This is a genomic window from Flavobacterium humidisoli (assembly GCF_023272795.1).
GTDB lineage: Bacteria > Bacteroidota > Bacteroidia > Flavobacteriales > Flavobacteriaceae > Flavobacterium > Flavobacterium humidisoli.
The window spans coordinates 3,716,277-3,730,051 of sequence record NZ_CP096829.1 but is presented as its reverse complement, the minus strand read 5'-3'; the positions used below and the strand labels follow the sequence as shown (position 1 = coordinate 3,730,051).

Below are 13,775 nucleotides of genomic sequence, written 5' to 3'. Positions count from 1 at the left end.
TTTTATCATTTGTTAAATTATTTCTGATTTCTATAAAAGAACTTTGCATCACAAATTTTTAACTATATGAACTGGATTATTTTAATCATTGCGGGTCTATTTGAAGTAGCCTTTGCGTCATGTCTTGGAAAAGCAAAAGCTACAACAGGAACCGAAATGTACTATTGGTATATTGGTTTCTTTATTTCTCTAACTATCAGTATGCTTTTACTAATGAAAGCTACAGAAACACTACCGCTGGGAACTGCTTATGCTGTCTGGACTGGAATTGGAGCGGTGGGAACTGTATTGGTCGGAATCTTTGTTTTTAAAGAACCTGCAGCTTTCTGGAGATTATTCTTTTTAGCTACTTTGGTCGGTTCTATCGTTGGTTTAAAAGCGGTTTCTCACTAAAAATATATTTTACGATTATATTCAACTTTGTCAAAGTCTCGAGCTTTGGCAAAGTTTTTTTGTTTTAAACACATAGGAATTACCCCACTCTTGTCATTCCAAGGAACGAGGAATCACAAACTGTTCGTAAAGCTTTAAAATACAGCCCCAAGTTTCCACTTTAGTTTTGTGTTTTCAGCTTGGAATTTGGGATTTAAAATTTGGAATTTAAAAGAACTAATGCGTTTTCAACATCACATGATAAAAAAATAGCATTTTAATACATTATTCTCTGCTTTATCTTTGTCAAAAATAAAGCATAAAATTAAACATGACATTCAGCCATTCTATTAAATCTTTTGACGAATTAACCAATCACGAACTATACGATATGCTTCGTTTGAGATGTGACGTTTTTGTTGTCGAACAAAACTGCCCGTATCTCGATTTAGACAATAAAGACCAACAAGGTTTTCATTTATTGTATTATGTTGATAACAAATTGGCTGGCGTGACACGTTTACTTCCTTCTGGAGTTTCTTATAATGAGATTTCAATAGGAAGAGTTGTAATTGCCCGAACACATCGCGGATTGGGTTTAGGAAAAAAACTAATGGAAGCTTCTATAGCGGGCTGTGAAGAAAAGTTTGGGAAAGCTCCAATCAAAATCAGTGCGCAGTATCATTTATCGAAATTTTATCAATCGCTCGGATTTGCTGAACAGGGCGAAGTTTATGATGAAGACGGAATTCCACATATCCAAATGCTTCGTGCATAAGGTTTATGGAATAATCAATTTTAAAACATTTGCCAGTACGGGATTATGATCTTCGGTTCTCCAATTGACATATAAATCGGTTTCCATGGGTAATTTGATAAATCGGATTCCGGGAATTTCATGCAAAACATACGAATCGGGTAAAATCGCGATTCCGAGTCCTTTTCGAACCAAAGCAATAATAGAAGAACCAAATTCAGAGTGAAGATAAACTTCCGGAGCATTCTCCAAAGAATTGAATAATCTTCGAATAAGATCGCTGTAACTGCTTCCTTCATCATTAGTAGGCAAAATAAATTTTTGAGAAGCAAGCGTTTCTTTGGTCAAATCTTCTGGAGTTTGATATGGATGGTCTACGGGAACAACAACCGCAAGATTATCGGTATATATCTTTTGAGATTGAATATCTTTAGCATTATTGATGTCTCTGGTAATGGCCAGATCAATTTTATAATTTCGCAGAAAATCCTGCTGATTCTCGTATAACACCTGAACCAGTTTGATTTTAAGTTTCGGAAAAGCTTCTGAAATACGTGAAACAATATCGGGCATAAGAGAAGCCGAAATAGAATCGGGATGAGAAATGGTAATAGTTCCACTCTCGCCCAACTGAATCTGACGGGCAGATTGATGAATAAACTCTAGTTTACTCAATTCGACCTCCCATTTTTCTTTTAAGAATTGGCCAGCAGCAGTAAGTTTAACGTTGCGTTTGTTACGTTCAAAAAGCTGCACGCCAAGCTGATTCTCAAGAGATTGAATTTGTCGACTGAGCGCTGATTGCGTGATATTCATTTTTCCGGCAGTATTCCAGAAATGAAGTTCGCGTGATAACGCTAGAAAATATTTAATTTGCTGTAAATCCATTGATGCAATTTACGCATTTATCACAAATAAAAAACCGCTTTTAACGCATTAAAGAAATAAAAAATGAATACGCTAAAAATAACCAAAGCCACACCTGATGACGTTCTAAAGCTTCAATCAATTGGCAGACAAACCTTTTCTGAAACTTTTACTGATGTAAACAGCGAAGAAAACATGAAAAAATATCTAGATGAAAGCTTCGCAACAAAAAAACTGGCTGCCGAACTGGACAATCCGTCATCTTATTTCTATTTAGCTGTTTTAGATGAAAAAGTAGTGGGTTATCTAAAATTAAATACAGCTGAGGCTCAAACCGAAAAAGAAGATCTAAACGCCTTAGAAATAGAACGTATTTATGTAGCAAAGGAATTTCATGGCAAAAAAGTCGCTCAAGCATTATACGCTCAGGCAGAAGAAATTGCCGAAGAAATAAAAGCTTCGTATATGTGGCTGGGCGTTTGGGAAAAAAACTTTCGCGCAGTAAGCTTTTATACTAAAAATGGTTTTATACAGTTTGATACTCATATTTTCAGATTAGGAGACGACGAACAAACAGATTTAATGATGAAAAAAGTATTGAATTAAAATGGAAAGAAGACAGCTTTTATTGTTTCTATTAATTCTTGGCACTGCATTTTGGGGCGTTTCTTACTCCGTTACCAAAATGGCAATTGGCCACTATTCGCTCAACATTTTTTTATTTTATCGTTTCCTGCTAGCTGTAATGGTATTGAGCATTGTTTTTTGGAAATACGTTAAAGACATCAATAGAGAAGCAATTAAAACAGGTTTTATACTTGCCGTTCCAATGTTTTTAGGGATTCAATTACAGACGACCGCATTAAAATATACCGATGCATCACAATGTTCTTTCATCGCAGGACTAACCGTAATTATTATTCCGATGCTGAAATTAGCGATTTACAGAACTAATACCCCTTTAAAGATCTGGATTGCCGCTCTCACTGCTTTAACAGGTTTATTTATTATCGCTATAACAGATAAATTTACCATAAACGTTGGCGATTTATTTACAATCTCTGGCGCATTTGCTTTTGCTGTTTATTTGATTTCTGTCGAAAAACATTCGGCTGCCAAAAATCTTTTGTACTCGATTGTTCCCATGTTTGCTTTTTGTGCTTTATTTACTTTTTGTATTGCACTTACAGATTCACAAGCTGTTTGGTTCCCTAAAAACGATACGTTTTGGCTCGGTGCTGTTTACTGTGCTTTGTTTTCTACAGCTTTTATGTACACAGTTTCAAACATTTCGCAACGTTATTTATCGGCAGAACGTGTAGCGGTTATTTATTTGTTTGAACCTGTTTTTGGTGCAATCGGAGCATTTTTCATTTTAGGAGAAAACCTTTCATGGCGACTGCTTTTGGGCGGAACTTTAATTTTTTCGGCAACTATTATTTCAGAAGTGAATTTTAAAAGCCGAAAGATTAAAACTGCAGAGTAAAAAAATAATTATAAAAAGAGTTTTAACCTGATAACAAAGTTTTTAGATAGAAATTATTTAAAAACAAAAACTCTATCAATGTTTGTTTTGATAGAGTTTTTATTTTTAAAGTCTTTATACTGGTATAAGCGTATCTTCCGGATCACATGGAAAATATAATATAATATCTGTTCCTTGTCCTAGTTTTCCTTCTGCGTGGATATCACCACCTACTGCCTGCATGATTTTTTTACATAAAGCCAAACCTATACCCGATCCGGTATATTGTTCTTGGTTATGAAGCCTGGTAAAAATTTTAAAAATAGCTTCTGAATATTGTGATTCAAAGCCAATTCCGTTATCAGAAAAACGAACCCAATGGCAGTGCACTTTATACAAATGATTCATAATTACAGGCTCTGGAGAAGCTGTAATTTTTATCTTTGGCGTTCTCTCTGGTGAAGCATATTTCAATGAATTCTGGATAATATTGGCAAACAACTGTTTCATTAAAAAACCAATAGCATGAACTTCTGGAAGTTTTTCAGCTTCAATGACAGCATTTGTTTCCGCAATTACCTCGTTCATTTCCTTAAGAGTCGAATCTAAAATTTCGTTCAGGTTCACTTCTTGTAAAGTATCCCTTGTATTCTTAATTCGAGTATACTTTAAAATATCTTCCAGTAAACCGCTCATTCTATTGGCTGATTTTGAAACACGCTCTAAGGAACTGGAAATAGATTCTATAGAAATAACATCAATTTCCGACAGCATTTTTGAAGTAATCAGCTGAATTTTGCGTAAAGGTTCCTGCAGATCATGTGTACTGATCCAGTTGATATTTTCAAGTTCTGAATTGGTTTCTTTTAAGATTTCGCTTTGGTTGCGGTATTTTTCCTCTTCTTCGCTCAGCATAATCAAAATGAGCTGATTATGCAAAGTATGGGCATATTGTGCTGCCGCATTAATTTCGTACGATCTCCAAACGCTGCTTTGATTTTTTACAATCTGTTTCCAAATATTAAATGAATTTCTAGGATGCAGACCGTTATGATCTTTTACGATGCTTTTTTCGGGATCGCCTCCCCAATTTATTTCTGAAATAGTCTCTGGTCTGTACCAGATAATATGGTCATTATTGCCAAGCGAATGGTAAATAATTCCAGCCACATTAGAATTTTCAGCAAACTTAGGAAAGTGGTCACTTATTTTATTAGTCGAGAAAATTTCAGTTATGCTACTAGCCGAAATCTCTTCAATTAATTCATAAATCTCCGGCTCTGTTGGCGTTAAACCATTTTTATATACTTTATTTTTTGAAACAATTGATACCCCAGAAGCATTACAGATTTCTAATAGCTGAGGTGCGGCCACTATGGTTTCTAATGACTGCTGTAAATCTAGTGCTGTTAATTGTTCTAATGCTAATATAGTTTTCTGGGCATTAATATACTCATCATTTGATTGTCTAATATCAATTTGAGAAGTAATAAACTGCCCTTGAAGTTTTGCGGCCAATCTAATCTCGGGAGATATGTTTTTTTCTGAGTAATGATGACAGGCAATCAATCCCCATAATCTATTATGATGAATGAGAGAAATGGTCAGTGTTGCTCCAACACCCATATTTTTCAAATATTCTACGTGAATTGGCGAAGTGCTTCTTAATATCGAAAGACTTAAATCGAGATTTTTACCTTCTTTATCGTCAACCGTAAAAATAGGAACCGGTTCATAATTAACATCAACAATCAATCGCAGCTGATTTTTAATATATAATTCACGGGCTTGAGGAGGAATATCTGTATGCGGATAATGCAATCCTAAAAAAGGTTCCAGATCTTCCCGACAATCTTCTGCAAAAACTTCTCCATTATACTGTTCGTCAAAACGATAAATCATTACGCGATCATAACCTGTTATTTCACGCGTTCCTTTTGCTACAAGTGCGCATAAATCTTTTAATGATCTGGTTTTGTTCATTTGGCTTACAAACTGTATGGTCTGTTTGTATGCATCTGCCAATTTTTCTCTGTCTGGAAACAGCAATTCGGCTTCCAGCACATAAATAGAACTACTTTTATGAACATTAATCTGAAATAATCTGCCGAGTAATTCTATTTCAAGAGGAAAGGCATCCTCAACTTCATCACCTTTAATATAAGCTACTATTTCTGCTTCAGCTGTTGCCCCAAAAACAGTAGCAAATTCTTTTCCTAATGCCTGAGTGTGAAGCAGGTCAAAATAAGCAGAAATATTTTCTGTACAGAAATCTATTTTCCACTCTTGCGTAATGCCAAGCAGAAAACCATGAGGCTGAATTTTTCCTGGAATATGTATAGGTTCGTGTTCACAATTGGTTAACGTAACAATATCACGATTGACTATATCTCTGATCTTCATTTTTACTTTCTGTCAAAATGCTTATAAATACTATCAAAAGCAAAAATTGCTCCTTCTATAATGGCATCACCACAATCATGTTTTTGTTCATATTCTGATAGAAAATTCAGAAATGATTTCCAAAAACTTCCTGTTCTTTCGCCATAACCATTAAAATAGGAAACTCCTTTATCTCCAGAAAGTTCTGGAAACTTAGAAACATTTTTTAAGATAAACCTTCCGCCAAGCGTTGAACCTTCTACAACATACAAAATCCCTAAAGCAAAAGGGGTTGAAATTCCTTCTGTCTGAAAAACTTTTCCTGAATCTGTTTTATTTGAGTTTAAAAATAAAAGATCATTCTCTATAAGCTGTTTTTTTCTTCTGTGTTCCAAATCTTCCATCAGATCAGAAAACAAAGGAAAAATAAGTGTCTCCGTATCATTATGAACATCATGCATTAAACTTAAATAATAAGTGTAATCTTCGATCTTCATTTCGGGAGACATAATCGACATTGAAACTGGAAGTTCTTCTAATTTCTTATGAGAATCAGAAGTTTGTATTTTTAAATCACTAAGAAAATTGGAAGCGATATTGGAAGCTGAATGTGTACTCATTGTTATAATATTCTTTGTTTAAGAGAGTCAAACGGGCAACTCCACTTTCACAAATTTAAACAAAAAATATTAGCAGTACATTAAAACATATTTTTAACCAATTACATTACTCTTCAACTAAACTAATCTCAAAGACCGTTTTATTATTTTCGTTTTTATGCGAAATATAGCCTCCATGTGCTTCAATGATATTTTTAGATAAAGTAAGTCCGATTCCTGCTCCTTCCGTTCGGGTGGTGAAAAACGGAAGAAATATCTTTTCTTCAATTTCTTTTTCGATGCCTTTTCCAGAGTCTGAAACTTTTATAAAAATACGATTGTTTTTGGCTTCCGCCGAAATCGAAATTTGTTTTAAACTACTGTTTTCTAAAGCATTAATCGAATTAGTCAATAAGTTAATCAATACCTGCTCTATCTGCTGTGAATCGATATTTATTAGATAATTTTGATTAACAGCGTTGATCACTTCGATATTACTTTTCCGAAACAACGGATTCATAACCTGAATACAGTTTTCAACCAACTGCTGCAATTCTGTTTTTTCTTTTTTAGGCGAAGGAAGCATGGCGAGTTTTCTATAACCTTCAACAAACTTCTGCAAATGATCGCTTCTCCTCAGCATCGTCTGCACACTGTTTTTTATATCTTCTAAGTCTTCTGTCGAAAGAGAATCTTGCTCTACTAAGTCTTCCAGATTTTGGCAGATGGAACGAATTGGCGTGATAGAATTTAGCAATTCATGCGAAATCACTTTCATCAAATTAATCCACGCATCTTTTTCTTTTTTCTCTACTACATTCTGAATCGAATCTAGCAAAACAATAAAATAATCCTGTTCGAAAATTTCAGTTCGTGAAGCCTGCAAAACAAATGTTTGTTTGCTTTGTTCATTTATACTAATGTCGATTGAAGTTTTTATTTCATGAAAATCATCTTCTTCAATGATTTCACATAAAGCTGGCAGCTGATTTTTAAGATATCTCCATTTCGAAACTTTCGGAACATTAAAATGGCTCGAAAAGTAGTCGTTCATTAAAAAAATACTCCATTCTCTTTCTTGTTTCTGCAAAATAATAACACCCGATTCTATATTATTTAAAATCGAACGGTAAATAATATCCCTTGTAACTTGCTCATTTTGTTTGTTTTTCAAGGTTTCATACAAAGTAAAAAGTTCATTATAAGTACTATTGAATTTATGCTTAGAAAAATCAGAACTAAAATCATCCTGCAATATCGAAGAAATCGTTTTGTTATAAATAAGAACCATATTTCTAACAAAAAAATACATTTCCCTACCCAACAGAAAAACCATGCAGAGACCAAAAATTCCCGTAAAAAGCAAACCAATTCTAAAGAAATACAGCGACAATTCGATTCCGATCACGATAAAAATTAATCGCAGAAAAAGGAGTTTGTAAGTTTGTAAAGTCCTTAACATAATTAGTCGATATTGATATTAAATTTCTCCAAACGTCTGTAAAGTGCGCCTCTTGACAAACCCAGTTCTTCGGCCGTTTTACTAATATTATTATTGTTTTTAAGAAGTGCTTTTTCAACCGCAGCTTTTTCAACCGAAGAAAGCTGAATATCATCTGAATTTTCCTCATAAGGCGTTATCGTTTCTAAATCCAAATCTGAAATTGTTATTACATTGTTTTCACATAAAATAACCGCACGTTCAATCTTATTTTCCATTTCGCGAATGTTTCCATTCCAAGCGTGTTTTTCAATTTGTTCCAAGACTTTTTTGTCAAAAGTAATTTCGTCTCTTCCGTATTTTTCAATCATTTTATCCAAAAGATATTCGGCAAGCGGAATTTTATCTTCATGTCGTTCTCTTAGCGGAGGCAAAACAATTTCCATCGTATTTATGCGATAATACAAGTCTTCACGGAAGTTTTTATCAGCAACTTCTAGTTTTAAGTTCAAATTGGTTGCTGTAATAATTCTCACATTCAAAGGTCTTGCTTTTGTTTCTCCTAATCTTGTTACGGTTTTCGTCTGAATCACTTGAAGCAATTTTGATTGCAAATGAAGCGGTACATTCCCTATTTCATCCAAAAAAATGGTTCCGTTTTGTGCCATTTCAAAACGTCCCGCTGTATCCGTTTTAGCATCAGTAAAAGCACCTTTGGCATAACCGAACAACTCGCTTTCGAAAATATTCGAATTTAAAGACCCCAAGTCAACTGCAATAAAAGGCTGATTTTTTCTTTCAGATTGGGTATGAATATGGTGTGCTAGAACAAATTTTCCAGTTCCGTTTTCACCCAAAATCAAAACGTTGGCATCTGTTTTAGCCACTTTATCTGCCAACGAATAGGCTTTTTTTATAATTTCAGAATTACCAACAAAAAAATCCTCTTTTATCGCAACCTCTTTAGTTTTCTTCTGTTCTTTTCGGGCTTTATCAACAGCTTGTTTTACCGATTCTAAAAGCTTTTTATTTTCCCAAGGTTTGAGAATATAATCAAAAGCGCCCGATTTTAAGCCCTCAACAGCAGTTTCTACTTTTCCAAAAGCAGTCATTAAAATTACCACCGTTTTAGGCGAAAGCGTTTTTATTTCCTTCAGCAGATATAAACCTTCTCTCCCATCTTCAAAACCCAATCTGTAATTCATGTCCAATAAAACGACGTCAATTGTATTTTTCGACAATAATTCGACAATATTTCTTGGATTATTGAGCGTAAAAATGTTTTCAAAATACTTTTTCAGATAGACTTTTGAGGCAAAAAGAATGTCTTCTTGATCGTCGATGATTAAAATAGAGGCGTTGGTCTTTTTCATTATTGTTCAGTTTTGGACGAAAGGTGTCCATTAATGGACAGTTCAATTTCATTTCGAAAAACAACCCCCTAAAAACAAGGTATTTAGAAGGTTTAATTTATTGGCACGAAAATCACATTAGAACTTGTAAATCATTAATAATTAACAGCTTTCGGAAGTAAAAATAACAAAATAAAAAGCGATTATACATTGTAAATATTTTAAAACCTAAAAAATAAAACAACTAAAATTATTATACTTTATGACAACCAATTATTCAACAAGTAAATCTAACTGGCTATCAAAATTTTATTTAAGTTTCCTTGCATTCGTAGGCGGAGTAAACGCTTTACTTTTTGTGGTATTGCCTATTCTTCCATACAGTTTGACAAAATTTATAAATACAGCTGGAATGTTGAGTTTATTATTAGCGCTTTTATTTTCAATTATATTTTCACTTTACTGGAATTATAAAGAAAAAAATCATAGCATTAACTCCGAAAAATACAAAACTGTACTTATCGCAATATTACGTTTTTGGATTGCTTTTCATGTCTGCATTTTTGGTTTTGAAAAGATTATCGATGTCAATTTTTCATTTTCTTACCGTATAAACGATTCTTTGGTTAACACTTTAACAGGTCAAGAACTTACATGGAAATATTACGGATATTCATATGGGCTTTCACTAATAGTTGCCATTTTACAAATTGCTGGAGGCATTGCATTATTATTTAAACGATCTATTCTACTTGGATTAGTATTGCTAATGCCTGTAATGTTCAATATTTTATTAATTAATCTATTTTATAATATTGGCCCAATTACTTGTTTTACCTCAATACAAATTATGCTTGGATTAGCCTATTTGCTATTACAGTATAAAGAAGAAATAATTTCTTTATTTACTTCTCCTAAAATAACTTCTTCGATAGTAAAAAGTAAAACATTGCGAGTTGTTACACGTGTTTTATGCATCATAATCCCTTGTCTTTTTGTACTTTATTATAGCCATCAAGTTCAGCTTTCTAAAAGATATTTTGGAAAATGGAAAGTAGAAAGCATGTCTCGAAACGGTAAAATAATTCTAGAAAAGGAATGGGAAAAAGATAGTTCTGCATGGAAAACTATTTATATTGAAGAAAGAGGGAAGATTTTCTTCTGCCCAAATCCAAACTTGTATGTTGACAGCGCATCAATATTTATGAAATACCGCTTTGATGATGTCAAAAATACCTTTAAAGTGATTTCATATGAAAGAAACTTGCAAAATCCAGATACAATTCCTGTTCAAATTAATAATTTCGACAACAAATCGATGCAATGGAATATGGTATTGTATAAAGACACTATTAGAATGCAATTAAAAAAATTAAAACAATAAATCATCAATCAAAAATTAAAACAGTCAATTATGATTACCATTACAAAACTTTCAAAAGTATTTAGAACTGAGGAATTAGAAACCAAAGCATTAAGTGAAATTTCATTAACCATCAATCAAGGCGATTTTGTATCAATCATGGGACCGTCCGGAAGCGGAAAATCGACTCTATTGAATATTATCGGACTTCTGGACAGTGCTTCAAACGGAAGTTACAAGCTTCTTGATCAAGAAATGGTGGGTTTAAAAGAGAAACAAAAATCGCAAGCCAGAAAAGAAAACATCGGATTCATCTTTCAGAATTTCAATCTAATTGATGAATTATCTGTTTTTGATAATATTGAATTGCCTTTGATTTACAACAATGTTCCTTCTGCCGAAAGAAAATCTCGAGTAAATGAGATGGCTAAAATTTTAGGAATCGCCCATAGATTAAAGCATTTTCCGCAGCAGCTTTCGGGCGGACAGCAGCAGCGTGTGGCTGTAGCAAGAGCTTTGATCAATAATCCGAAAATTATTCTGGCCGATGAGCCTACAGGAAACCTAGACAGTAGAAACGGAAACGAAGTTATGGAATTACTAACTGATCTTCATGCCAGCGGATCGACCATCTTAATGGTAACACACTCTGAATATGATGCTTCTTTTTCGCAAAAAACCATTTTTATGAAAGACGGTGTGATTCTTTCTGAAAAAGTGAATCATAGAAATGTAGATGTTTTGATAACTGCAAAAAACTAGTTTATGCTTCAAAATTGGCTTAATATATTTATTTATCAATTAAAGCATAACAAGCTTTTTACAGCTTTAAATGTTCTCGGTTTGAGTATCGGAATTGCAGGTTTAATCTTTGCAACGCTATACTGGAACGACGAATATTCATACGATAAATGGAATCCTGAAAAGGATAAAACCTTTATCGTTATGAATGATGTCGGAAAAGGAAATGTTTTTGCTACAAACTCTGCCGTAACAGCACCGCTTCTCAAATCCTCTACTCCATATATAGAAGATTATTGCTATTTCAATGATTATTATACAAAGGAAACAGTTCAATTTAATGGGAAAACAGAAATTGTAGATAAGATCTTTTCTGCACAAAAAAGTTTCTTTTCTTTTTTTCCGTACGAATTCAAATACGGCAACCCAAATACGGTGCTTCAAGAACCTCAAAGCATTGTATTTTCTGAAGAGACCGCTTTTCGTTTGTTTAAAAATGAAAATCCAGTAGGAAAACAGGTCAAATACGATGACAAAACATTTGTGGTTCGTGGCGTATACCGATTACCAGGGAAATCGGTCGTGATGCCAAATGCTGTTACAAATAGTATTGAGGAAAGTCTAGTAAAACTTAAAAACCATTGGGGTTTTAATTTTGGATTAGTAGTAAAATTGAAGAAAAAAACTGATGCGCCACTGGTAAAAAAAGCTTTGGATGAAATTTTTATAGAAAAGAACTATAAAAGACAGGCTAGAAATGAAGGAATGACGCTAGAATTGTTTATTAAAACATACGGCGAGCCTTTGAAAACAATCGTAATTCCGTTTGAAAATTCTAGACTTATCAAAGGTAGTTATCCATTTCCAGAAGGAACAGGAAATCTTCAATTCTTAAGAATCTTAATGGGATTATCAATTGTAATCTTATTGCTATCGATTGTAAATTATATCAATTTAGCTACAGCTAATGCGATAAAACGTGCAAAAGAAGTTGGCGTGAGAAAAATTATTGGCGCTACAAAAAGACAGATTGTATTTCAATTTGTGTTTGAAACTGCTTTAACAATGCTATTTGCTATGTTGCTAGCGCTTGTGATTGTTGAAGTTTCTTTACCTTTTTACAATCAGCTTTTAAACAAAGAATTGGTTCTTGCGGGATCTCAGTTTTTTGTGCAGCTTGTCGTAATATTTATTCTTGTCATTATTGTGAGCGGCGTTTTTCCAGCTGTTTATATTTCCAATTTTGAAGTTTTAAGTGTTTTAAAAGGAAATTTTTCGCGCAGCAAAAACGGTTTATGGCTTAGAAATAGTATGTTGATTGTACAATTTGCAATCGCAGTTTTCTTTATCATCGGATCAATTATCGTCTATCAGCAGGTTCAATTTATGGTCGAAAAAGACTTAGGCTTTAACGGATCTCAAATAATGAACATCACTTTTAGAGCACAAAAGGATAAAGAACAATTTGCGCGATACGAAAGTTTAAAACAAGAAATAAAGAAAATTAAAAATGTTGAAGCGGTTTCTGCTGGAGCTTTTGCTATTGGCGAAAATTGGTCTTCAAGAGGCGGTTTGCATTATAAAAACATTCCTGAAGTTATTATTCAGCAATTAGGCTCCGATTTTGGAATGCTGGAAATGTTGGGTGTTAAATTGGTAAAAGGACGATTTCTTAACGAGAAACTTGCCTCTGACACGATTTCTAATGTTTTAATAAATGAAGTGGCAGCCAAAAAAATGAACGAAAAAAATCCTGTTGACAAAATTATTGACTGGCAAGGCGAAAAATACAAGGTTGTAGGAGTTGTAAAAGATTTTCATTATTACGGCCTTGATACAGAAATTAGTCCGATGATTTTCTTTCATATCAATACTCAAAAATGGACACAGAATAGTATTGAATCAATTTCTGTAAAAGTTTCTTCTAAAGATATGCTGCAAACTATATCGGCACTTAAGAATTTTTGGTCTAAAAAAGTAGATTCTGAGTATCCTTTTGAATACACTTTTCTGGACAAAAACTTTGCTAAAACTTTTAAAAAGTACGAAGATCAAAGAAATTTATTTGCTCTATTGAATGTTGTTGTAATTCTAATTGCGATTTTCGGGCTGTTTGCCCTAGCGTCCTTTTCTATGGAAGGAAGATTAAAAGAAATTGCAATAAGAAAAACGCTTGGCGCTGAAACCAATATTTTACTAAAAGAACTTTCTAAACAATATGTAGTCTTCTGTATAATTGGTTTCTTTATCGGAATTGCACCCGCTTATTTGCTTTTGCAAAAATGGCTTGAAAATTTCCCTTTCCGAATAGATATCACACTTCTACCCTTTATTCTTGCTTTTGTGTCTTTGCTTTTTCTTACGCTGGCAATAGTTTTAGCAAAAGCGTATCAAGTAACAAAAGTCGATGTTTTAAAATACTTAAAATACGAGTAA

Annotated in this window: 12 protein-coding genes; 7 read left to right on the top strand and 5 right to left on the bottom strand. The window is 33.4% G+C overall.

All coding sequences use genetic code 11. The annotated features are described in order from the left end of the window. Nucleotides 1-66: 66 nt before the first annotated feature. Both M0M44_RS15995 and M0M44_RS15990 read left to right on the top strand, forming a co-directional pair. The gene (locus M0M44_RS15995; RefSeq protein ID WP_111423642.1) at nt 67-393 is read left to right on the top strand and encodes a DMT family transporter; all 327 of its coding nucleotides are present in this window, start codon (nt 67-69) and stop codon (nt 391-393) included. A gap of 310 nt (nt 394-703) precedes the next feature. Then, nucleotides 704-1,150 (top strand): GNAT family N-acetyltransferase, encoded by a 447-nt coding sequence (locus M0M44_RS15990; protein WP_248726561.1) that lies wholly within the window; start codon nt 704-706, stop codon nt 1,148-1,150. 3 nt (nt 1,151-1,153) lie between these two features. Here the strand turns inward: M0M44_RS15990 and M0M44_RS15985 are convergent, their stop codons facing one another. Next, nucleotides 1,154-2,017 carry a LysR family transcriptional regulator gene (locus tag M0M44_RS15985; protein ID WP_248726560.1) on the bottom strand — a complete coding sequence of 288 codons (864 nt, stop codon included), beginning with the start codon at nt 2,015-2,017 and terminating at the stop codon, nt 1,154-1,156. 63 nt (nt 2,018-2,080) lie between these two features. On the opposite strand from M0M44_RS15985, the gene M0M44_RS15980 reads away from it, so the two are divergent. Both M0M44_RS15980 and M0M44_RS15975 read left to right on the top strand, forming a co-directional pair. After that, entirely contained in the window at nt 2,081-2,602 is a 522-nt protein-coding gene (locus tag M0M44_RS15980; RefSeq protein WP_248726559.1) for a GNAT family N-acetyltransferase, read from the top strand. Nucleotide 2,603: 1 nt separating this feature from the next. After that, nucleotides 2,604-3,482, top strand: coding sequence for a DMT family transporter (locus M0M44_RS15975; protein WP_248726558.1), 879 nt, complete (start codon nt 2,604-2,606; stop codon nt 3,480-3,482). A 114-nt stretch (nt 3,483-3,596) separates the two neighbouring features. Here the strand turns inward: M0M44_RS15975 and M0M44_RS15970 are convergent, their stop codons facing one another. From M0M44_RS15970 to M0M44_RS15955, 4 genes are all read right to left on the bottom strand, one after another. Beyond that, complete coding sequence (locus M0M44_RS15970; protein ID WP_248726557.1) at nt 3,597-5,864, bottom strand: ATP-binding protein; 2,268 nt, start codon at nt 5,862-5,864, stop codon at nt 3,597-3,599. Nucleotides 5,865-5,866: 2 nt separating this feature from the next. Further along, nucleotides 5,867-6,463 (bottom strand): biliverdin-producing heme oxygenase, encoded by a 597-nt coding sequence (locus tag M0M44_RS15965; RefSeq protein ID WP_248726556.1) that lies wholly within the window; start codon nt 6,461-6,463, stop codon nt 5,867-5,869. Nucleotides 6,464-6,569: 106 nt separating this feature from the next. After that, on the bottom strand, nt 6,570-7,904 hold the full coding sequence (locus tag M0M44_RS15960) for a sensor histidine kinase (protein WP_248726555.1): 1,335 nt from the start codon (nt 7,902-7,904) through the stop codon (nt 6,570-6,572). Between the two features lie 2 nt (nt 7,905-7,906). Then, nucleotides 7,907-9,256 carry a sigma-54-dependent transcriptional regulator gene (locus M0M44_RS15955; protein WP_248726554.1) on the bottom strand — a complete coding sequence of 450 codons (1,350 nt, stop codon included), beginning with the start codon at nt 9,254-9,256 and terminating at the stop codon, nt 7,907-7,909. A 241-nt stretch (nt 9,257-9,497) separates the two neighbouring features. On the opposite strand from M0M44_RS15955, the gene M0M44_RS15950 reads away from it, so the two are divergent. The 3 genes from M0M44_RS15950 to M0M44_RS15940 are packed head-to-tail and all read left to right on the top strand — an operon-like array spanning nt 9,498 to nt 13,775. Further along, complete coding sequence (locus tag M0M44_RS15950; protein ID WP_248726553.1) at nt 9,498-10,619, top strand: hypothetical protein; 1,122 nt, start codon at nt 9,498-9,500, stop codon at nt 10,617-10,619. Between the two features lie 30 nt (nt 10,620-10,649). Continuing rightward, entirely contained in the window at nt 10,650-11,360 is a 711-nt protein-coding gene (locus M0M44_RS15945; protein ID WP_248726552.1) for an ABC transporter ATP-binding protein, read from the top strand. A gap of 3 nt (nt 11,361-11,363) precedes the next feature. Further along, nucleotides 11,364-13,775, top strand: a complete 2,412-nt coding sequence (locus M0M44_RS15940; RefSeq protein ID WP_248726551.1) for an ABC transporter permease — start codon at nt 11,364-11,366, stop codon at nt 13,773-13,775.